This is a genomic window from Nostoc parmelioides FACHB-3921 (assembly GCF_014696625.1).
Lineage (GTDB): Bacteria > Cyanobacteriota > Cyanobacteriia > Cyanobacteriales > Nostocaceae > Trichormus > Trichormus parmelioides.
Window position 1 is genome coordinate 1 of sequence record NZ_JACJQL010000046.1, and the last position, 19,280, is coordinate 19,280.

General features: G+C 42.6%; 17 protein-coding genes. 9 read left to right on the forward strand and 8 right to left on the reverse strand.

Translation table 11 applies throughout. The features are described 5' to 3' along the window. The first annotated feature begins 841 nt into the window (after window positions 1–841). From H6G14_RS23305 to H6G14_RS23315, 3 genes are all read left to right on the forward strand, one after another. A complete protein-coding gene (locus H6G14_RS23305) occupies window positions 842–2,251 on the forward strand; it encodes a sugar transferase (protein ID WP_190570083.1) in 1,410 nt (469 codons plus the stop codon). Continuing rightward, on the forward strand, window positions 2,248–3,258 hold the full coding sequence (gene galE / locus H6G14_RS23310; protein ID WP_190570085.1) for a UDP-glucose 4-epimerase GalE: 1,011 nt from the start codon (window positions 2,248–2,250) through the stop codon (window positions 3,256–3,258). Before H6G14_RS23305 ends, galE begins: the two co-directional genes overlap by 4 nt. 319 nt (window positions 3,259–3,577) lie before the next feature. Continuing rightward, the gene (locus tag H6G14_RS23315) at window positions 3,578–4,687 is read left to right on the forward strand and encodes a metallophosphoesterase family protein (RefSeq protein WP_190570087.1); all 1,110 of its coding nucleotides are present in this window, start codon (window positions 3,578–3,580) and stop codon (window positions 4,685–4,687) included. A gap of 225 nt (window positions 4,688–4,912) precedes the next feature. Here the strand turns inward: H6G14_RS23315 and H6G14_RS23320 are convergent, their stop codons facing one another. Next, window positions 4,913–6,133, reverse strand: a complete 1,221-nt coding sequence (locus tag H6G14_RS23320) for an FIST signal transduction protein (protein WP_190570089.1) — start codon at window positions 6,131–6,133, stop codon at window positions 4,913–4,915. Window positions 6,134–6,476: 343 nt separating this feature from the next. On the opposite strand from H6G14_RS23320, the gene H6G14_RS23325 reads away from it, so the two are divergent. The 5 genes from H6G14_RS23325 to guaA all read left to right on the forward strand — a co-directional run bounded on the left by H6G14_RS23325 (window position 6,477) and on the right by guaA (window position 11,021). Then, window positions 6,477–6,713, forward strand: coding sequence for a Calvin cycle protein CP12 (locus H6G14_RS23325; protein WP_010997001.1), 237 nt, complete (start codon window positions 6,477–6,479; stop codon window positions 6,711–6,713). 320 nt (window positions 6,714–7,033) lie between these two features. After that, the gene (locus H6G14_RS23330; protein WP_190570091.1) at window positions 7,034–7,627 is read left to right on the forward strand and encodes a DUF3177 family protein; all 594 of its coding nucleotides are present in this window, start codon (window positions 7,034–7,036) and stop codon (window positions 7,625–7,627) included. Between the two features lie 40 nt (window positions 7,628–7,667). Further along, window positions 7,668–7,964, forward strand: coding sequence for a DUF7734 family protein (locus tag H6G14_RS23335; RefSeq protein WP_190570093.1), 297 nt, complete (start codon window positions 7,668–7,670; stop codon window positions 7,962–7,964). A 95-nt stretch (window positions 7,965–8,059) separates the two neighbouring features. Then, window positions 8,060–9,172, forward strand: coding sequence for a cobalt-precorrin-5B (C(1))-methyltransferase CbiD (gene cbiD / locus H6G14_RS23340; RefSeq protein WP_190570094.1), 1,113 nt, complete (start codon window positions 8,060–8,062; stop codon window positions 9,170–9,172). A gap of 226 nt (window positions 9,173–9,398) precedes the next feature. Continuing rightward, a complete protein-coding gene (guaA, locus tag H6G14_RS23345) occupies window positions 9,399–11,021 on the forward strand; it encodes a glutamine-hydrolyzing GMP synthase (protein ID WP_190570096.1) in 1,623 nt (540 codons plus the stop codon). A 65-nt stretch (window positions 11,022–11,086) separates the two neighbouring features. Here the strand turns inward: guaA and H6G14_RS23350 are convergent, their stop codons facing one another. From H6G14_RS23350 to H6G14_RS23380, 7 genes are all read right to left on the reverse strand, one after another. After that, entirely contained in the window at window positions 11,087–11,773 is a 687-nt protein-coding gene (locus tag H6G14_RS23350; protein ID WP_190570098.1) for an alternative oxidase, read from the reverse strand. A gap of 151 nt (window positions 11,774–11,924) precedes the next feature. Then, window positions 11,925–13,424 (reverse strand): aromatic ring-hydroxylating dioxygenase subunit alpha, encoded by a 1,500-nt coding sequence (locus tag H6G14_RS23355; RefSeq protein WP_190570100.1) that lies wholly within the window; start codon window positions 13,422–13,424, stop codon window positions 11,925–11,927. Between the two features lie 203 nt (window positions 13,425–13,627). Further along, a complete protein-coding gene (locus tag H6G14_RS23360; RefSeq protein WP_190570102.1) occupies window positions 13,628–14,005 on the reverse strand; it encodes a sulfite exporter TauE/SafE family protein in 378 nt (125 codons plus the stop codon). A 254-nt stretch (window positions 14,006–14,259) separates the two neighbouring features. Further along, on the reverse strand, window positions 14,260–15,030 hold the full coding sequence (locus H6G14_RS23365) for a hypothetical protein (RefSeq protein ID WP_190570104.1): 771 nt from the start codon (window positions 15,028–15,030) through the stop codon (window positions 14,260–14,262). A gap of 103 nt (window positions 15,031–15,133) precedes the next feature. Beyond that, the gene (locus H6G14_RS23370) at window positions 15,134–15,388 is read right to left on the reverse strand and encodes a type II toxin-antitoxin system Phd/YefM family antitoxin (protein ID WP_190570106.1); all 255 of its coding nucleotides are present in this window, start codon (window positions 15,386–15,388) and stop codon (window positions 15,134–15,136) included. Window positions 15,389–15,484: 96 nt separating this feature from the next. Then, complete coding sequence (locus H6G14_RS23375; protein WP_190570108.1) at window positions 15,485–16,663, reverse strand: M20 family metallopeptidase; 1,179 nt, start codon at window positions 16,661–16,663, stop codon at window positions 15,485–15,487. Window positions 16,664–16,806: 143 nt separating this feature from the next. Beyond that, window positions 16,807–17,400 (reverse strand): Uma2 family endonuclease, encoded by a 594-nt coding sequence (locus H6G14_RS23380; RefSeq protein WP_190570110.1) that lies wholly within the window; start codon window positions 17,398–17,400, stop codon window positions 16,807–16,809. 232 nt (window positions 17,401–17,632) lie between these two features. Between H6G14_RS23380 and H6G14_RS23385 the strand changes: the two genes are divergently transcribed. Further along, window positions 17,633–19,222 (forward strand): B12-binding domain-containing radical SAM protein, encoded by a 1,590-nt coding sequence (locus H6G14_RS23385; protein ID WP_190570112.1) that lies wholly within the window; start codon window positions 17,633–17,635, stop codon window positions 19,220–19,222. The last annotated feature ends 58 nt before the right edge of the window (window positions 19,223–19,280 follow it).

The window sequence follows — 19,280 nt, forward strand, 5'->3', positions numbered from 1 at the left end:
TTAGCAAAAGCAATTGAAAGTGCTTTTAATCAAGTTTCGTTAAATGATATTTATAATTGGTTTACCCATTCTTGTTACTGTACTTCACCAGACTGAGAAAGGCTATAGAAAATTTTAGCGATCGCCTTAGGCGCACACAGCAGCAGAATTTCAGTCACTGTATTGACAACGATACCCAGTTGAGAAATATATGCTGTCAGTAATTCGTTAACTCTTTTACTAGTCTTTTATGAAGCGCTTCAATAGATTCTAACTATGATTAAAAACGTTTTTGACTATCAAATTTACGCAAAATCTATGTAAATTAGCCTTTATTTTGTGCCTAACTCCACGGAACATAATTTTAAATGTAAGGTGGGCAACATCTAAGCACAATGCTTATATGACAGTGATTACACAACACAAGCGTATTTCAACAATTAGATATTGCATATCTGTCATTTTAAAAATGCCAAACTTATAAAAATGAAAATCATTTGACATTAAAAATATGGCGATTTTGTATCTTTTTCTTAAGTGTTATTTTATTAATCTATTAAATATAGTCACTATTTTACGTAATATCCACATGGTTGTATCACTATAAACAGGATTAAAAATAAAGGGTTAGTAAATTACTCTCGAAAACTCGTCTTTTTTTGACTGACCATACATTGCTTTTTTTATTGGGTATTATAATTGCGCTTCTTCATGTCAATAATGAATATCTTGTTTTCTGACGGATTTTCAAATATTGGAGATTTTTGCATCTACGGCTAAGAGTTCCAGAGTAATTACTTCTTATATCTCATTTTGCCAGAATTTTCTCTGTAATCTTGGAATTTTTTAGTAGCCGACATACATGGTTATTAGTATTACTGCTGGAAAAAAAATCAGCAATTCACACCAGACACGTAATATCCTCTGTGTATTGCTGCTGATAGGGGATATTTTGGGTTTAGTGTTGAGTTATTCGATGTGTTTATGGTTGAGATTGGGTAAGAATTTGCATGGTTTTGACCCTTTAATTTATGTATTTTTCCTTCTAGTTCTCGTAGGGTTATATTTAGCAGATACTTACCATCCAGATAGGCAAATAGCAGGTTTACGCGCTCCATACCGCATTCTGATTAGTAATTTTGTAGTTGGCGCTCTTATTGCAGCACTTATTTACTGTACTAGTGCTTGGGGAACAGACTTGCTTCTGAAGCGGGGAATTTGGCTTCCTAGCTTAGGGCTATTTACTATCTGGGCTGTGGGATTAAGAATAGGCGCAGCAAACTGGGCAAAAGCTCAAGCTCAACACAGTCGTTGGTTAATTTTGGGTGCAGGTAAAAAAGCCATCCTCTTTGGCAAAACTTTCCTTGAACGCAGTTCGTTAGGGCGCTTGATTTTCCTCTCAATGGGTGAACAGAACTCCAATGAGATAATAGAAAATCATCGAGTTTCTGTAGGGAGTCTGAATGACTTACCCCAATGGAGTCAACAACCTTGGTCGGGGGTAGTAGTGACGACTCCAACGGAGTTATCTGATGTACAAATGCAACAACTGATGCAGTTGCGTTTATCGGGGGTTTCCATTTACGGTCTTCCCGATGTTTGTGAAACCTTGTGGTATAAACTTCCTTCGTCTCTGCTTCAGGATAATTGGCTAGCTTTTGGTAATGGCTTTAATTTAACTGCTGACAGCATTAGTCAAAAGCTCAAGCGCTCAGTAGATATTATGCTGACGTGCTGCTTATGTGTGTTTTTATCTCCATTAATGTTGTTGGCAGCTTTAGCAATTAAATTAGATAGCCCTGGCCCGGTGTTCTACTCTCAAATACGGACTGGACTAGAAGGTAAGCCTTTTAAAGTTTACAAATTTCGCTCCATGTATCAAGATGCCGAAAAACGTGGGGCGCAGTGGGCAGATAAACGAGACCCGCGAATTACCAGGGTAGGGCGTTGGTTACGCCTAACTAGAATTGATGAATTACCGCAGATATTAAACGTTATTTGGGGAGAAATGAGCCTCATTGGCCCTCGTCCAGAACGACCGGAATTTGATGTCAAACTGCGTCAAGAAATTCCCTATTATGATTTGCGTTATATCGTCAAACCCGGTATTACAGGCTGGGCGCAGGTCATGTATCCCTACGGTGCATCAATAGAAGATGCTTACGAAAAGCTAGCTTATGACCTCTACTACATCAAGAATTACTCCCTAGCGTTAGATTTAGCGATCGCTCTCAAAACTATTCGAGTAGTATTATTAGGTAAAGGTAGATGAATCAAAAAGTTTTAGTTACCGGTGGTGCTGGCTACATTGGTTCTCATGTGGTGCGCCAGCTAGGTGAAGCCGGCTACGATGTTGTTGTGTATGATAACTGCTCTACAGGTTCACCCCAAGCCGTGCTACATGGTGAGTTAATTATCGGCGATTTAAAAAATTCCGAATGCCTTTCTCAAGTCTTTCATCAACATCAATTTACGGCAGTTTTACACTTCGCCGCCAGCCTGAGCGTACCAGAATCTGTTGCCCGTCCCCTAGACTACTACGCTAACAACACGCGCAACACCCTAAATTTACTTCGTTGTTGTCACGAAACAGGTGTTAACCAAATTATCTTTTCTAGTACCGCCGCCGTCTATGGACAACCGGAAACTGCCGTTGTCACCGAATCTACACCAACTGAACCGATTAATCCCTATGGACGCTCAAAACTTTCTTGTGAATGGTTGATTCGTGACCACGCCAAGGCCTCTGATCTACGCTACGTAATTCTACGTTACTTTAATGTTGCCGGAGCCGAACCCGGTGGGCGATTGGGACAGATGACAAAAGACGCATCCCATTTAATTCGTGTCACTTGTGATGCTGCACTTAAACGCAGACTGGGAGTAAAAATTTTTGGTACAGATTTCCCCACACCAGACGGAACGGCAATTAGAGACTACATTCATGTAGAAGACCTCGCAACAGCACATTTAGACGCTTTAGCTTATTTAGAGCAAGGTAACACCAGCCAAATTCTTAACTGTGGTTATGGACAAGGCTATAGTGTCCGTCAAGTCATCGACCGGGTTAAGGCAATTTCTGGCGTAGATTTTCCGGTGATAGAAGCGGAGCGTCGTTCTGGTGATCCGGTTTGTGTGACAGCTTGTAGTGATAAAATTCGTCAAGTACTAGGATGGCAACCGAAGTATGACGATATAGATCAAATAGTTCATAGTACCCTCGCTTGGGAAATGAGTAAACAAGAACTGTTCCTCAATTCACTAGCTGGCGCTGCTTAACTAATTCGCAATTCGTAATTAAGGACTCAACACTTTTTACTCATCACTCAATACTTTGTTCATCGAGAAAGTCTATGTGATCACTAAGGAACAAAATCTTAGTTAAGAATTGCAAATTCCGAATTATAAATTGATAGAAACCATAAGGGATCAAAATCAGACTGAGGATTTAAGCAAGAGACTCACTGAAAAAGCCATAATTTTATCCGTCTGTACAAATATTAAGACAAGTAGTTCTTAAGCAGGTTCACGAAGCAAAGGTTATACTTTGTGGAAAAGACCTGCTTAAATTACTGTTTTTAATCACTTTTGGAAATCAATGGTGCTAAATTTTCGCTTTGCTGTAGTCAGCGACTTACACATCGCGCTTCCTCACACAATCTGGGATCATCCTAGCCGATTTCATTTGGTAGAAGTGGGTATTCCCGCTTTTGAAAGTGCCATCAAACATTTAACAAAACTTAATTTAGATTTTCTTTTGCTCCCTGGAGATTTAACCCAGCACGGTGAACCAGAAAACCATAGATGGTTACAAGAAAGATTATCTAAACTACCTTTTCCTACTTATGTTGTGCCTGGTAACCATGATGTTCCTGTAGTCATGGCTAATGAGCAATCGATCGCTTGTGCTGATTTTCCCCAGTATTATCGTCAGTTTGGTTATGACAACACTGAGCAACTTTACTACACTCAACAATTATTACCTGGAGTAAGATTAATTGGTCTAAATTCTAACTTTTTTAACGAACAAGGCCAGCAAGTCGGGCGTTTAGATGCCCAACAATTCCAATGGTTAGAGGAAGTATTAGCAGCAGCAGTTGATGAACTGGTGTTAGTGATGGTGCATCATAATGTAGTTGAACATTTGCCCCATCAATCTCGCCACCCAATGGCATCTCGCTATATGTTGGAAAATGCACCAGAATTAGTGCGGCTATTGCAACGCTATGGGGTCAAATTAGTATTTACAGGCCACCTACACGTCCAAGATGTTGCTTGTGCTGAAGGTGTATATGATATTACCACAGGTTCTTTAGTCAGCTATCCTCATCCCTACAGGGTTTTAGAGTTTCATCGTGATCAGCAGGGTCAGGAATGGTTGCAAATTCTCTCTCATCGGGTGGAATCAGTCCCAGAGTTTCCCAATTTACAACAATTATCACGAAATTGGATGGGCGATCGCTCTTTTCCCTTCCTAGTAAAACTACTTACTCTATCCCCCTTAAATTTACCATTAGCCCAGGCACAAGAACTAGCTCCCAGCTTACGGGACTTTTGGGCAACCATCGCCGATGGGGATGCAGTATTGGACTACCCCCAATTCCCGCAACAAGTACGCCGCTATATTCAAACCTATAGTGCGATCGCCCAAACTGGTACTCCCACCATGATTGATAACAATAGCACCCTACTACTAGACAGGAAATAAACCAGGGACTGGGGACTGGGGACTGGGGATTGGGGAGAGTTACTTTGACTGTTGACTGTTGACTGTTGACTGTTGACTGTTGACTGTTGACTGTTGACTATTGACTATTGACTATTGACTATTGACTATTGACTGTTGACTGTTGACTGTTGACTATTGACTGTTGACTGTTGACTGTTGACTGTTGACTATTGACCATTGACTATACAAATTCTTCCTCGCCCCTTAATCTTCTACCGACAACTCTCGGCAAATCCCAAATACTGATGTATAACCGTGTAGAAAAGTTCTCCCGCCGACTGGGCCGATTTCACCACCGCAGAAAAAGCCACCTACCGGGACATCTTGAATGTAGCGTTTGAATAGCTCAGAATCAAAGTTAGGTTTGCCGTAGAGTCCTTCACCACGTCCTACACAGGAAAACATCAACGCACCAACAGCAGAGTTGTCAAATTCAGCTTTTGTTTGATACCGTTCTAGCAGAAATTCCAATTCTTCGGCGGAGGCTTGAGAATCTCGCAGGTGGAATTGTAGGCGTTGGCCGGGACGGACAAGATCACCGATAGCGATCGCACCTCCAGATGGATCTACACCCAAAATACTACGAATTAAAAAATCCCCTTGCTGCAAAGATAGCTTAAATTCATCCATTGCCACACCAACAAACAATGAATGTTGTGCCAAAGCGCGTTCTTTGTCACTCAAGCTAGCAATCAAATCTCGCAGCACCACTAACGGCACTTTTTCATCCAGTTCCAGAATAATATTACGTTCAGCTTTAGTTACCTGTAGTGGTTCACCAATCGGCCTGCATCCTTGCGCCACAATCGGTTCTAAAACTATATTGCCACTCAACGCCAAGCCCACTGTACCTTCACGATGTAGGCTACCATTACAAAACAAAGCCAGACGATTACCCATCCCGCCGACACTAGCTTGTCCGCCTAAAATTACTGATCCTGGGTAAGCAAAATCTAGCCCTTGTAATAAATCATTAATTCCTGAAGAGAAAGCACTAGACAGCAAAATAAAATGCGGTGTTGGCGATGGAGGCACACCAATCAAATTAATCCACGTATCTGGAGGGCTATCTAAATCTGGTAACTCTTCCCCCAAAACGTGAAAAACCTGTAAATTTACCCCTGGTAGGTGCGCCAAAGTCAGGCTGAGGGCGGCTTCTGCTTCTAATTCTTGTGTCTGTCCACTAGCAGTCGTACCGATCACGCCACCACCACTACAGCCAATCATCACTGGCACAGAAAGTTGTTCAGCCAGCAGTGGTAAAACCCTAGAGTACTCACTAGCGAATGCAGACGAAATGAACACTATCCCCAAATCCGCAGGAGCTGTTAAGGTCGAGACAGCCCGTTGTACTACATCTGTAACAGCTGCTTCTAGAGAAGGGCGAGTTGATAGGGCATTTGCCCACTGCATTCGGTCTGCCATGAATTTTGGGCTTCTTTTTCTGTTGTGGTTGGTCGTTGGCTGAGTTATCAGTGATGAGTAAGAGTACGACAAGTAATTTTTATTCTCTCACCCCGTGGTAAACTATCGCCACATCTCCCTAATCTTCTTCATCTCCTCTACTTCCACATTTTATTTACTTCGTTACCATTTTCTAAAATCTTAAAATAAATGCTACAGTTGGCGGTAATTTTCATCGATACATCAAGCTACCCAACTAGCTGATGCAGCTCATTAGGTAGAATGGTGATTGTTAGAACAAAAAAATAGCAACTTTTGCAACTTTTCCATACTGTCATTATCAACACACAACGAGACTAAAGCAATGACCGACACTCAATCAAAAGACATTCAAGACCAAATCCAGGAAGAAGTAGAACAAGCGCGTGCCGTTTGCGACATCTCAGGTAGCAACTCAGCTGAGTGTGCTGCGGCTTGGGATGCAGTTGAAGAACTGCAAGCAGAAGCCTCCCACCAACGCCAAGACAAAAAGAAAAATTCTCTAGAACAGTACTGTGACGATAATCCAGAAGCTGCTGAGTGCCGTGTTTACGATGAATAAAAATTAAGTTTGTGAATTTTTTCGGCAGACAAGCAACCAGAATCCTTTGATTCAGTAGTTTTAACCTCTGTTCATGGGGCTTTTGTATTCTATCTCCTCGAAACTTACACAAGTTGAAGCTTGTTGATCTAGTTGTTGATGAGATATTTCTCAGAGCAATTTGCTAAAGTAGGTGCAAAACATTGGCGCTGAGATTCTGTCAGTTGCTTGTTTTTTTACACTCGGACAAGGTGAGAGCAAAATCAACAAAAGTATTTCTAACTTAAAATATCCTTCACTCCTTATTCCTAGTCCTTATTCTTAAAAACTGACAATTAACTATGCCAAATAGCGTGTTGCGCCAGTTAGTCTGGATTGATTACCGACTAGCAGTGTTATTTCTGATGATTGTGCCGATAGTTCTGTTAATTTGGGCTTATGCTCAACAAGCAGAAGCAATACAAAAGCTATTAATGATTTATTGGCGAGTTTCTAGCTTACTAGCCATCACCATCTACTTAATGATTGCCCAATACCCAGTTAGTTTTATTTCTGGGTTAATAGGACAAATCCTCATTCCGATTTCCCTGTGGTTTTGGGTAGACATCAACGATGAAATTGAGTATCAACCCAGTGGAGTGTTAAAACTCGCTTTCACTTCTTGGCGTTGGGCTGTCACCGTTTATTCTCTTATAGGAACTATAGCCTTCGTACCTTTTTTGGGTTGTGCGTTTTCCAGCAATATTGGACAAAATCCCACTTGTAGCGTCTGGTTAGAAGCTCCCTTACTATTTAAAGATTATTTTCACCACAATAGTAAACCTGGTTTCTTAGGCTTTTTAGGTATAGTTTGTCTAATTATTTATGTACTATATCTAAGCTACTTTGTCGTTGTGAAGTTGGGCAAGCAGGGACGCTCGGCTACACCACAGTAAACTGTCACTGCACTTCAGTTCTCAATTTCCAGCTTTCAAAATGAATTCTATTGGCAAGCGACTAGAACAATACACCAGCAAACGTCCACAAGAAGTTTTATTAGTAACGGTGGAAATCGCTGATGAACAAGACAAAATAGCCATCTTCAAAGGTTTTTCTAGTTCATTGATGCGTCCCACTGCATTTGATCCCGATGTCCCAGTGATTCCAGACGAGGCAAGAGTTATTAGTGTAGATCGCATAGCCAGCCCCTACAATCCTGAATCTCCCCGTTATATCCAACGTGATATCTCCTGGGAGGTTATGGAAAATGTTCTCACGGAAGCGGGTGTTTAGGAGACAGGAGAACTATTGACGTTTGAATTTTGTACTCCTGCGGAGAACCCGTAGGGTATTTTGAATTTTGAATTTGGAGCGAAGCGACGTGACTAATGCGTAGTGGATATACTTTACCTGTTTTTGCTTGTGCTGGTGCGATCGCAGCTTTACACTGGTTACGCCAGCGTCAGTCTCTACAAGTTGCGTTGGTAGATTTAATTGAGCCTGCACAAATCGCTGAAGTACCTATTGAACAGGTGGCAGGACTATCAGAAAATATGGCTTTGGCAATTACCCGCAGTGATCCAGGCGATAATCTTGATTTGACTAAAAATACCCCGATTTGGGCTGTGGTGGAATGGGGACAAGGTGGGGGTGAACAGGTAACTATCAAGGGCGGGGAAGGGATTGGTAAGCAGGTTAATGCTGATAACCGTGCGGCTATCTATAGCTATGCTCAAAGATTGTTGCAAGCCAACTTAACTCGATTATTAGCCCCAGAGGAAAGCATTATTGTCACTATCATTCTACCGGAGGGGCGATCGCTCGCTGTGCGGACTTCTAATTCCGCCTTTGGGGTTGTCGAGGGATTATCTCTACTAGGAACCACAGGTATTTCTCAACCTTTGAGTTCTCCAGATCAGTTAGACGCGTTTCGTGGTGAGTTGCAACACAAAGCTAGTTTGTATGAAAGTCTGGTATTCTGCATTGGCGAGAATGGTTTAGATTTGGCGCGAAAAATCGGTATTAATGCTGAGAAATTAGTAAAAACTGCTAATTGGTTAGGGCCGATGTTGGTAGAAGCTGATGCCTTGGGTGTTAAGGAAATTTTATTATTTGGCTATCATGGCAAATTAATGAAACTAGCCGGGGGCATTTTTCACACCCACCACCACTTGGCTGATGGACGACGGGAAGTTTTGGCAACACACTGTGCTTTGGCGGGTTTAAGTAAACAAGATATAGAAATAGTGTTTCACGCTCCAACGGCTGAAGCTGCACTCAAGCACTTAAAAGCGTTAGATAGTTCTACAGGTAGTGATTGGGTAAATCAAGTTTATAGTGCGATCGCCGAAACTATCGATTCTCGTTGCCAAGAATATATGCAAAACCATAGCAGCAGAAGCACAGCAACCACAATCTGCGGCTCAATTCTCTTTGACCGCGATCGCAAAATTATCGTGAAGAGCAAAACTGCTTGTAACTTAATGGGAAATTTATGTTAATTTATTATGAATAATCATAAATAATCCCCATAAATATCTTTTTCAGTAGTGGTCTTAGTGTAATTTATACAGTTTAATAAAATCCCTTAGTGGCACAACAAACGCATTCTACCTAGCGTTTGTCACGGATTAACTCACCATTTATCAGTCTAAACAAGCTGAAAATGGTGTTTATGTTCAGAACCCAAAACAACCATCTACTACCAGACTCACACTTTCGCCATTTATGAATACAGCGGTGACTCTACTAACCGAACAAGCCCCTCAACCAATAGAAGAGTTTGGGCAGCTTGAGCGTCAAATTATTATCATATTAGACTTCGGCTCTCAGTATTCAGAACTGATTGCCCGACGCATCCGCGAGACTCAAGTATACTCTGAAGTTTTGTCTTATCGCACCTCGGCTGAACATTTACGCCAACTCAATCCCAAGGGCATCATTCTTTCTGGTGGCCCCAGTTCAGTTTATAGCGATCGCGCTCCCCATTGTGACCCAGAAATCTGGAATTTGGGAGTTCCCATTTTGGGTGTCTGCTACGGAATGCAGCTGATGGTCAACCAACTCGGCGGCGAAGTAGCCAAAGCTGACCGGGGCGAGTATGGCAAAGCATCATTACATATTGATGATCCCACCGACTTACTGACTAACGTTGAAGATGGCACAACAATGTGGATGAGTCATGGCGATTCAGTCACAAAAATGCCCCCAGGGTTTGAAGTGTTGGCACATACAGATAATACTCCCTGTGCTGCTGTTGCTGACCACGACAAAAAGCTTTATGGCGTGCAGTTCCATCCAGAAGTAGTCCATTCCATCGGTGGTTTGGCATTAATCCGCAACTTTGTTTATCACATTTGCGAGTGTGAACCCACCTGGACGACGGCTGCTTTTGTGGAAGAAGCTATTCGGGAAGTCCGGGCAAAAGTTGGTGACAAGCGAGTACTATTGGCGCTTTCGGGAGGAGTCGATTCTTCTACCCTGGCTTTCTTGATGCACAAAGCCATCGGCGACCAATTGACCTGTGTATTTATCGACCAAGGCTTTATGCGGAAGTATGAGCCAGAAAGGTTGGTAAAACTCTTTCAGGAGCAGTTTCATATCCCTGTTGAATATGTTAACGCCCGCGATCGCTTCTTAGATATCATGGCTGGCGTGACAGACCCAGAAGAAAAACGTCGTCGCATTGGACATGAATTCATTCAGGTATTTGAAGAAACATCTAAAAATCTGGGGCCCTTTGACTATCTAGCACAAGGGACTCTTTACCCAGATGTCATTGAATCAGCTGATACCAATGTTGACCCCCAAACCGGGGAACGGGTAGCAGTAAAAATCAAAAGCCATCACAACGTCGGCGGCTTACCCAAAGACTTGAGATTTAAACTAGTTGAACCCCTGCGGAAACTATTTAAAGATGAAGTCCGTAAAGTAGGGCGGTCTGTTGGTTTACCAGAAGAGATTGTCCAACGCCAGCCATTTCCCGGCCCTGGTTTAGCTATTCGGATTTTAGGTGAAGTCACCGCCGACAGGTTGAACATTCTCCGCGATGCTGATTTGATTGTGCGCCAAGAAATTAACCAACGCGGTTTATACAATGAATATTGGCAAGCATTCGCAGTTTTACTACCTATCCGCAGTGTAGGCGTAATGGGTGATCAACGCACCTATGCTTATCCCATTGTCTTACGCATTGTCAAGAGCGAAGATGGCATGACAGCAGATTGGGCGCGTGTACCTTACGATGTTTTAGAAGCAATTTCTAACCGCATTGTCAACGAGGTTAAAGGCGTTAACCGCGTGGTGTTTGATATTACCTCCAAGCCACCCGGAACCATCGAGTGGGAATAATAGCAATTCTAGAGTATTAGATAAGGTGGGCATTGCCCACCTTATTTTTTGAGATTCCGTTATGCTTAAGTATTCATCTCAGCATTTGTTAATATTACTGTCTGAGTTTCTGGGTTATGAGGACTCTTGAGGGAGTATTGAGCATTAGTTTGTTGACAAGCCACCATCGTTTTGACGTGTTCCATCTCATCATCACGGATGGCTACAAACACATCATAAAGATGATCGATTTTGGGACGGCGTTCCGAAGGAGAGTGAGCTGTTTGAAATTCATCAAACATATATAAGTCTCCGTCACGATAATAGAGTTTTGCTACCTCAGGGGCTGGCTGGGTTTTCAACTCTGCTTCGTGAGTTGTCAGAAATTTGTGATAGCTGCTGTAAGCGTGTTGTTCCACCAGTTCCATAAAGTTATAGGCAGAACGGGGAGAAACAAAATATACCGCAATAATAATCCAGTAATAAATTAAAGCAGCTGTTTTAGCTAAAAAGCGATCGCCCCAAAAACCTGCACCTCCCAAAGATTCCATAATCAACAAGTGATGCAGCTCATTCCAAGATTCGGCAAAGTGAACTTTTAGCCAGTCTGCTTTACGCCACCATCCCAAAGTTTCGTAGAGGTGTAAAACCGACAGATAAGAAAAATAAGGTACTCGCGCCACGGTTTCTAGTACATAAAAGCGAGGATAGGGGCGATCGCGATAAACTGTATTAATGACAAATACTAAAATACCAACTAATAAGCGGATCATTCTGACTCTCCATCAAGTATCGACAGTGTGCTTTTTTTCACCGTTTAACCTGTTATAAACAGGAAAGTTGAGGAACTTGTGAGGACTGAAGGTAATTAGTAATTGGTAATTAGAAAAATTATGAAACTCTGACACAACTCAGTACTTATTCTTAATCATTACGAGCGTGTTCAAATTCGTATACATAAAATAGCCGACTAAATCTTTTCAGTTGATATCCAACTACCGCCAACAAAATAGCGCCGCCAAGTGCTAACCAAAATCCTACTGGAGGTAACGTGAATATAGATGCACCTAAAGCCGCTTGTATTGCCACAGTTCTTGCATCTAAAATCACAGCTAAAAACAAGCAGACAGCCGCAGATATATAAGCGAGTACAGTCAGACGATTGATGTTTTTTAGCGCATCTTGGCAAACTGTGCAATTTTGAGTATGGGTTGTCCAGACATCAAATAGCTTCTGCTTGTCTTTTTCGGCTGGAGGTATATCGCTGCTATACCCTTCCGCCCAAGGTACACCACCACCAGCTCGGTGTTTCAACCACTGACGCAATGCAATCACCATCTTGTCTTGAGGATTGGGTGTATATACAGCGTTCAGCCATTTACCGTTTCTTCTCTGGGCAATAATTTTTTCTTGGTAATGCAGAAATACCATATCTTGGTGCAGAAATAAGGATGCTAATACATGAACCAACCAAACGGGTAGTGGTAGTCCAAAAAAAGATAATCCTTGGGGTTTCTTTCCTTGGGGATTTTTGACGAAAACTTGACAACCAATGTGGCGACACCAACCAGGACGAGTTGGCGTAGCATACAAAGCCAAAATTAACTGTCCACCATCCTTAGAGGTAGAAGCTATTCTCATTTGACAAGGTGGTTGAAAATCGTGAATTGCCTGTACTGTATTGCCTTGTGTTGGCTGAATTTCAAAGGCGAACCCATCTTGGGTAGATATGCGGCGTACAGGAATCATATCGTAGAATTTGGCATCCTTGTAGCGATCGCCTATGATACCGTGATGGGAAACAGGTACATGAGCGGGGTCTGAGACATTTTCCATAAAGTAGTCCCACCCATAGGGCAAATCGCGGAAATTCCAGGGTGATTTTATGACTTTACCTGAGTTATCTTCTAGTTCTGGAACAATTCGCGGTGTCTGCAATTGGCTTTCTATCTCGGCTTGTTCTCCTGCTTCCGCCCACACCCACAGTAGCCCCTGGCGTTCCTGCGTCGGATACACTACTGCACAGGATTTTTGATTTTTACAGTTGTTTGCCGCCGTCTGTTCGTCTTTAGACTGGGGTATACTTACACAATTCCCTTGAGCATCAAAACGCCAAGCATGGTAAGCGCATAAAAGTGTACCGTCTGCTTCGACTCGGCCTTCTGAAAGTGGTGCAAGTCTATGGGGACAAAAATCTTCAAAGCAGCGCCATTGACTAGAACCATCCCGCCACAAAACAATATCTTTGCCTAATAATTGCATAGCGTGAGGACGGCTAGGATCAAGGAACTCTACCACAGCTAGCGGATACCATTGCTTTGTCCATTGGAAGATATTTTCTTCTTTTGAGGATTGTTCGTTAGTTGCGTTATCTAATGAATTTTCGTTTTGGGAGTTTCCTTGCAACCTGGTTTCAGTAGTCATGGTAGAGTGTTTGCCTATTGTGACGTGGAAATTGAAGCACACAGAAGCACAGGATTTTCATCCTCTGTTGAAAGATGTCTGCTAAGAGCTTAATAAAAGGCTGTACTTAGTGGATTTTATCTTAGGAATGGATGACCAATACTATTTCCTGGGAGATATTCCCAAGAATTTTACTTCACCTCGTACTAGATTTCTGCAATTATTTATATGCCCTCGGCTGGATTCGTAAATAAAACTTTGAGCGCAATGATAATCATCAGAACAGCGAATATTTTACTTAAAGTTACAGTTGGTAAATTTGTGCCTACTTTTGCGCCTAACCAGCCGCCTAAAACGAATCCTAAACAAATGAGTGCGGCTATTTTTATATCAACATATCCTTGTTTATAGTAGACCCAAGCTGCTAATAAATCAATTGGTGGCACTAATAAAGCTAATGTAGTTCCTTGCGCTTGCTGTTGGGAAAAACCTAAGAGAAAAATCAGCGTAGGTAAGATAATTATGCCGCCACCAATACCTGTCATACCACTAACAATTCCTGCCACTAATCCTAGAATTAAGCAAATTAAAATGCTATTCATGCTTATATTTATCCTCGATTTACGTTTAGTATATGCAATAGTATTATTTTAAATTGAGCAACTATTATACAGGATGTATCTGGCTACGGCTATAAGAACGATTGTTATACAACTATTACCTAATTTTTGAACTATAAGTAGAGTAGAAAGTGTCTAGAAAACAATCAAAAATGGTGGGCATTACCCACCATAAATTTGGACTTTAAGAGTAGGTCATTGTGCAGCCCAATTATTTAGGAAATATCCTCATTTTATTAAACTAGATAACTTGTATTTGGTACAATTGGGAAAAAGGCATACTCATACCAAGCAGTCCAGATAAAACTGCGAATCCAGCGATCGCGTTTTTCTTGGCTCAATTCATAAGCAAAGGTTCCGCGAGATTCATCAATAGAAGATAGGTGAGAGTTGCAACCGCAACCATGCTGATAAGTAAAACCATATTTGGAGGCGATACTCTGCACCTTCATTTGCACGGCAAATACTTTACCAGCATGGAGGATAGCATCCCAAGAACGCTTGTGTTCAATATCCCGCTTATCAAATCTCAGGGCGCGTTCTTCAAACACATGATCTCGGTAAATTGGTGCTAGATGCACATGATAAAAACTTGCTGGTAGTTCGTAACCGAATTCTTGGAACAGTTCTAAACCAATCCGCGCAACTTTGACATAATCAGCATCTTTCGATTCCACTTCCCGCAGAATTTCCTCAAAGTTGGGATAGTTATGAGTCATGAAATCATAACCATAGAACTCCAGAGTTTCTCGTCCTAGTTGTCCAAATAACTGACAAAATGATGACTTGAGATGCGCTAACTCTGGACGTTCGTTAAACAAGTCAACGTCACCCTGTTCTAACTTGTATAAGAATAACTGCGCCATCTCCACATAAATTTGGGCGTTGCAGAGTCCCACATTGGCTGTACCTTTAGCGATGTCTTGCCATACAAGAGGTAGTTGAGCAACAGGAACAGCGTTTTCTCCGGCAATAATAGCAACATTGGGGAATTCAAGAAGTTGCATTGGCAATTTCCGTAATAAATTTTTAGTTTATCCTGAGATGTTATGTTGTGCGTGGGTTCAGCCCGCCGTAGACATCACCTTTATTCATAAATTTTGATACACTTCATTCATGAGGATGTTGAGCAATCACGGCTTCTAAAGTTGTGAAACCTGCATTTTGTGCAATAGCTTCTCTCAGCTGAGCCGAGTCTATGGCATCTTCTAGAGTTTCTAGGCGTTTTAAGTCATCCAGTCCAATTACCGCTACAACTGGCTTACCGTGGCGTTCTATCAAGATGCGCTCTTTTCCGTACTCTACTCGATTGATAATTTCTGGGAATTTGGCACGGGCTTCGGTGGCGCTAACAGGATTTATCATATATTTTGCAAAATGGTAAATTCAACAGAGGGAGTTGAACAAACAAAATGAATTCAGCCATGAGGACATCGCCCACAGGCTGAACACATCAAGAAATCATCCTCGTAGATACTTGTAAGCAGCGTAAGCCATAGTTACTACACCTGTAACGATCGCAGATTCATCGACTTCAAATTCAGGGTGATGTAAGGGATGATTGATAATTCGTTCAGGGTAGCCTACACCCAAGCGAAACATAGAACCGGGGACGTGTTCTAAATATACAGAAAAATCTTCTGCACCCAAAGAAGGTTCAGGTAATACCTGGACGCGATCGCTTGTCCAAGCTTCTTCACCTGCTGATTGAAACAACTGGGTGAGAGCATAGTCATTGTAGACACCGGGGACACCTTGGCGATAATTAACTTGATAACGCGCCCCGTAAGAATGGCAGACATTGGCAACAATTCTTTCAATCCAGTTGGGGAGTTGGGCGCGGGTTTCTGGGTGGAGCGATCGCACTGTTCCCAACAACTGTACTTTATCAGCAATTACATTCGGCGCTCTCCCACCAGTAATTTTCCCAATGGTCAACACCACCGGACGTAAGGGGTTCTGGGTGCGGCTAATGGCTTGTTGCAAGCTCGTAATCACCTGGGAAGCGATCCAAATTGCATCAATCGCCTCATGGGGACGCGCACCATGTCCAGATTCGCCAATAATCAAAATTTCTAAATCATCCGCCGCCGCCGTTAAAGCCCCGTAACGCACCCCAATCGAGCCAGCCGGAATCGAAGGAAAAACATGAATACCTAAAATAGCGGAAACGTCCTTGATTGCCCCATCTGCCACCATCCAGCTTGCACCTTGAGCAATTTCTTCCGCAGGCTGGAATAAAAACCGCACATTTCCACCCAATTCCTCTGTCATCTGAGACAGTACCATTGCCGCCCCTAAACCTACCGTAGTGTGGATATCATGACCGCAAGCGTGCATTACACCATCCGCCCGCGAGGCATATTCTAAACCAGTACGTTCTTGAATGGGCAAGGCATCCATATCTGTGCGAATTGCCAAGAAACTATGATTTTTCTCAGTAACTTGTAATTCACCAACTACACCAGTTTTACCAACACCTTCTTGTACACGCAGACCACTAGAAGATAAGACACCAGCCACAAAGGCAGCAGTTTGATATTCTTGACCGCTAAGTTCGGGGTGAGAGTGGATGTGACGGCGAATTTCAATGAGGCGAGGGGCTAGTTTTGTGGCTAAGTCTTTAATAAGGGTGAGCATTGCTTGATTTTCGTTGACAGGCTTTGTTCCATGATAGTTAGGGAATCGGGAATGGGGAGTGGGGAGTGGGGATTGGGGACAAAAAAGTAAAAAGTAAAAAGGTAAAAGATTTTTTCTTTTGACTTTTGCCTTTTTACTTGCTTTTATGGATTGAGGATGAAAGCCAAATCCAAAATAAACCCAGGTAAGACATCTTCGCCGGAAAGTTGGGGCGGTTGGTCAGCCGAAAAATTAATTGTTTCTACCTCAGCATCAGAGCGATAAATTTCTACTAAGGGTGTTTGTGGGTCAATGAGGAAACCCAAACGAGCGCCATTATCCCGATACTCCTGCATTTTTGCCCGTAATTTTTTTAAGGAATCGGTTTCCGAACGCAGTTCAATCACAAAATCGGGACACAATGGCGGAAAGCGCCGCCTTTGTTCACTTGTCAACGCTTCCCAGCGTTCTAATTTCACCCAAGCCGCATCAGGGGAACGAAAAGCACCATTTGGTAAGCGAAATTCTGTTGATGAATCAAATACTTTACCGAGTTTGGCTTGTCGATTCCATAAGTTTAAATCTGTTGTTAAATTAGCGTTTCTAATGCCGCTTTCGCCGCCTGTTGGGGGCATAATGATTAATTCTCCTTCTGCCGTCAATTCAATTCGCCATTCGTCATTGGCTATGCACAGTTGATAAAACTGCTCATCCGTTAGACCTACGGCTGGTGGGATGTTAAGGGTGAGAGTTTCCATAGGTAATTTGCCAATCGGGTTTATTTTATTATGAGCGATCGCCTACGGTGGGTCACGGTTTATGGATCATTGAGGCAGCTAACTTAATTGTTTCCCTTCTTGTAATATCTACCAACAGATAGGTGGCATAAATGAAGCTAGCGAATATCTAGTTAAGTATGAGTACTAACTAGAGTACATAAGTACTTTGCGTAAGTCCTACAGAGTAAACCAAACTTACATCCAGGATTTGATGAAAGCACTATTGCTCTATCCTCGGTTCCCTCAGTCTTTTTGGTCTTATGACCGCTTTATCGAAATTGCTGGACTCAAAGCTCTCTTGCCCCCATTGGGAATTATTACAGTTGCAGCACTGCTACCAAAGGAATGGGAAATTAAATTTTGCGATCGCAACGTCAACCTGGAAACAGAAGCGGATTGGGAGTGGTGTGACCTAGTAATCCTTTCGGCAATGCTAGTGCAGAAACCAGATTTTCATGCCCTAATTCAGAAAGCAGTACGCTTAGGTAAAAAAGTGGCAGTCGGTGGCCCTTACCCAACATCAATCCCCCAAGATGCCTTGAACTCTGGAGCGCATTATTTGATTTTGGATGAGGGCGAGTTGACAGTTCCTCAGTTTCTAGAAGCCCTCAACCAAGGTCAAGAACAAGGAATCTTTCGCTCTCTAGAAAAACCTGATGTTAGCCAAAGCCCGATGCCCCGTTTTGACTTGCTACAACGGGATGCTTACTTGATGATGGCTCTCCAGTTTTCTCGCGGTTGCCCCTTCAACTGCGAGTTTTGCGATATTATTACACTCTACGGTCGCAAACCACGTACAAAAGAGCCTCAGCAAACCATAGCTGAGTTACAGACTCTTTATGATTTAGGCTGGCGAGGGTCACTGTTCATAGTTGATGACAACTTTATTGGCAATCAGCGTAACGTCAAACGCCTCCTGCGAGAGTTAATTCCTTGGATGAAGCAGCACAATTATCCCTTCACCTTCATCACAGAAGCTTCTGTGAATTTGGCCGAAGATGAAGAAATGCTGCAATTAATGAGTGAAGCAGGTTTTTATGCAGTTTTTCTTGGCATAGAAACTCCTGACCAAGACAGTTTGCAAGTCACACAAAAACTGCAAAACACTCGTAATCCACTTGTAGAAGCCTGTCGCCAGATCAATGAAGCAGGAATGTTGATTTATGCGGGGTTTATCCTTGGTTTTGATGGAGAACGCCCAGGAGCAGGAGAACGAATTCAAGCTTTTGTAGAACGAACAAGTATTCCTCAACCGATGTTGGGTATCCTTCAAGCTTTACCCAATACTGCTTTGTGGACTCGTCTGCAAAAAGAGCAGCGTTTATTAGAGAATCAGGGTATTGGTGGTACTGAAGTGGGAGACCAAAATACCTTAATGAATTTTATTCCCACCCGTTCCATCGATGCGATCGCTAGAGAATATGTAGACGGCTTGTGGACGTTGTACGAACCCAGCAACTATCTCCGGCGATGTTTTCAGCAATGTCTGAGTATTGGCGTGTCTTCAAAGCGAAAGCAAACAATGCAATTTTCTCCGGGTCAGGGATTGCGGCTCGTTGCTCAGTTAATCTGGCATCAGGGCTTACGACGACCGGAAATTCGCTGGCAGTTTTGGCAACAACTCTGGACGATTCTGGTGAAAAAGCCTCAAGTTCTCAATATGTATTTAGGTCTATGCGCTGCGGGAGAACATTTTTGGGAGTACCGCACTTTAGCGAGGGAACGGATTACTCAACAATTAGGCTACGACCCACTCCAAGTCTCTGTGTTACCTAAGCCAGAACTGATGCTGATGAAATAGAGTGGATTGGTTCTAGTGGTTCACTAACCCAAAATTGCCATCTTTGCGTTTATTCGGC

Excerpts from the sequence above, each read along its gene's own strand:
- H6G14_RS23305 (WP_190570083.1), top strand. The coding sequence starts at position 842 with ATGGTTATTAGTATTACTGCTGGAAAAAAAATCAGCAATTCACACCAG.
- galE (WP_190570085.1), top strand. The coding sequence starts at position 2,248 with ATGAATCAAAAAGTTTTAGTTACCGGTGGTGCTGGCTACATTGGTTCT.
- H6G14_RS23315 (WP_190570087.1), top strand. The coding sequence starts at position 3,578 with ATGGTGCTAAATTTTCGCTTTGCTGTAGTCAGCGACTTACACATCGCG.
- H6G14_RS23320 (WP_190570089.1), bottom strand. The coding sequence starts at position 6,133 with ATGGCAGACCGAATGCAGTGGGCAAATGCCCTATCAACTCGCCCTTCT.
- H6G14_RS23325 (WP_010997001.1), top strand. The coding sequence starts at position 6,477 with ATGACCGACACTCAATCAAAAGACATTCAAGACCAAATCCAGGAAGAA.
- H6G14_RS23330 (WP_190570091.1), top strand. The coding sequence starts at position 7,034 with ATGCCAAATAGCGTGTTGCGCCAGTTAGTCTGGATTGATTACCGACTA.
- H6G14_RS23335 (WP_190570093.1), top strand. The coding sequence starts at position 7,668 with ATGAATTCTATTGGCAAGCGACTAGAACAATACACCAGCAAACGTCCA.
- cbiD (WP_190570094.1), top strand. The coding sequence starts at position 8,060 with ATGCGTAGTGGATATACTTTACCTGTTTTTGCTTGTGCTGGTGCGATC.
- guaA (WP_190570096.1), top strand. The coding sequence starts at position 9,399 with ATGAATACAGCGGTGACTCTACTAACCGAACAAGCCCCTCAACCAATA.
- H6G14_RS23350 (WP_190570098.1), bottom strand. The coding sequence starts at position 11,773 with ATGATCCGCTTATTAGTTGGTATTTTAGTATTTGTCATTAATACAGTT.
- H6G14_RS23355 (WP_190570100.1), bottom strand. The coding sequence starts at position 13,424 with ATGACTACTGAAACCAGGTTGCAAGGAAACTCCCAAAACGAAAATTCA.
- H6G14_RS23360 (WP_190570102.1), bottom strand. The coding sequence starts at position 14,005 with ATGAATAGCATTTTAATTTGCTTAATTCTAGGATTAGTGGCAGGAATT.
- H6G14_RS23365 (WP_190570104.1), bottom strand. The coding sequence starts at position 15,030 with ATGCAACTTCTTGAATTCCCCAATGTTGCTATTATTGCCGGAGAAAAC.
- H6G14_RS23370 (WP_190570106.1), bottom strand. The coding sequence starts at position 15,388 with ATGATAAATCCTGTTAGCGCCACCGAAGCCCGTGCCAAATTCCCAGAA.
- H6G14_RS23375 (WP_190570108.1), bottom strand. The coding sequence starts at position 16,663 with ATGCTCACCCTTATTAAAGACTTAGCCACAAAACTAGCCCCTCGCCTC.
- H6G14_RS23380 (WP_190570110.1), bottom strand. The coding sequence starts at position 17,400 with ATGGAAACTCTCACCCTTAACATCCCACCAGCCGTAGGTCTAACGGAT.
- H6G14_RS23385 (WP_190570112.1), top strand. The coding sequence starts at position 17,633 with ATGAAAGCACTATTGCTCTATCCTCGGTTCCCTCAGTCTTTTTGGTCT.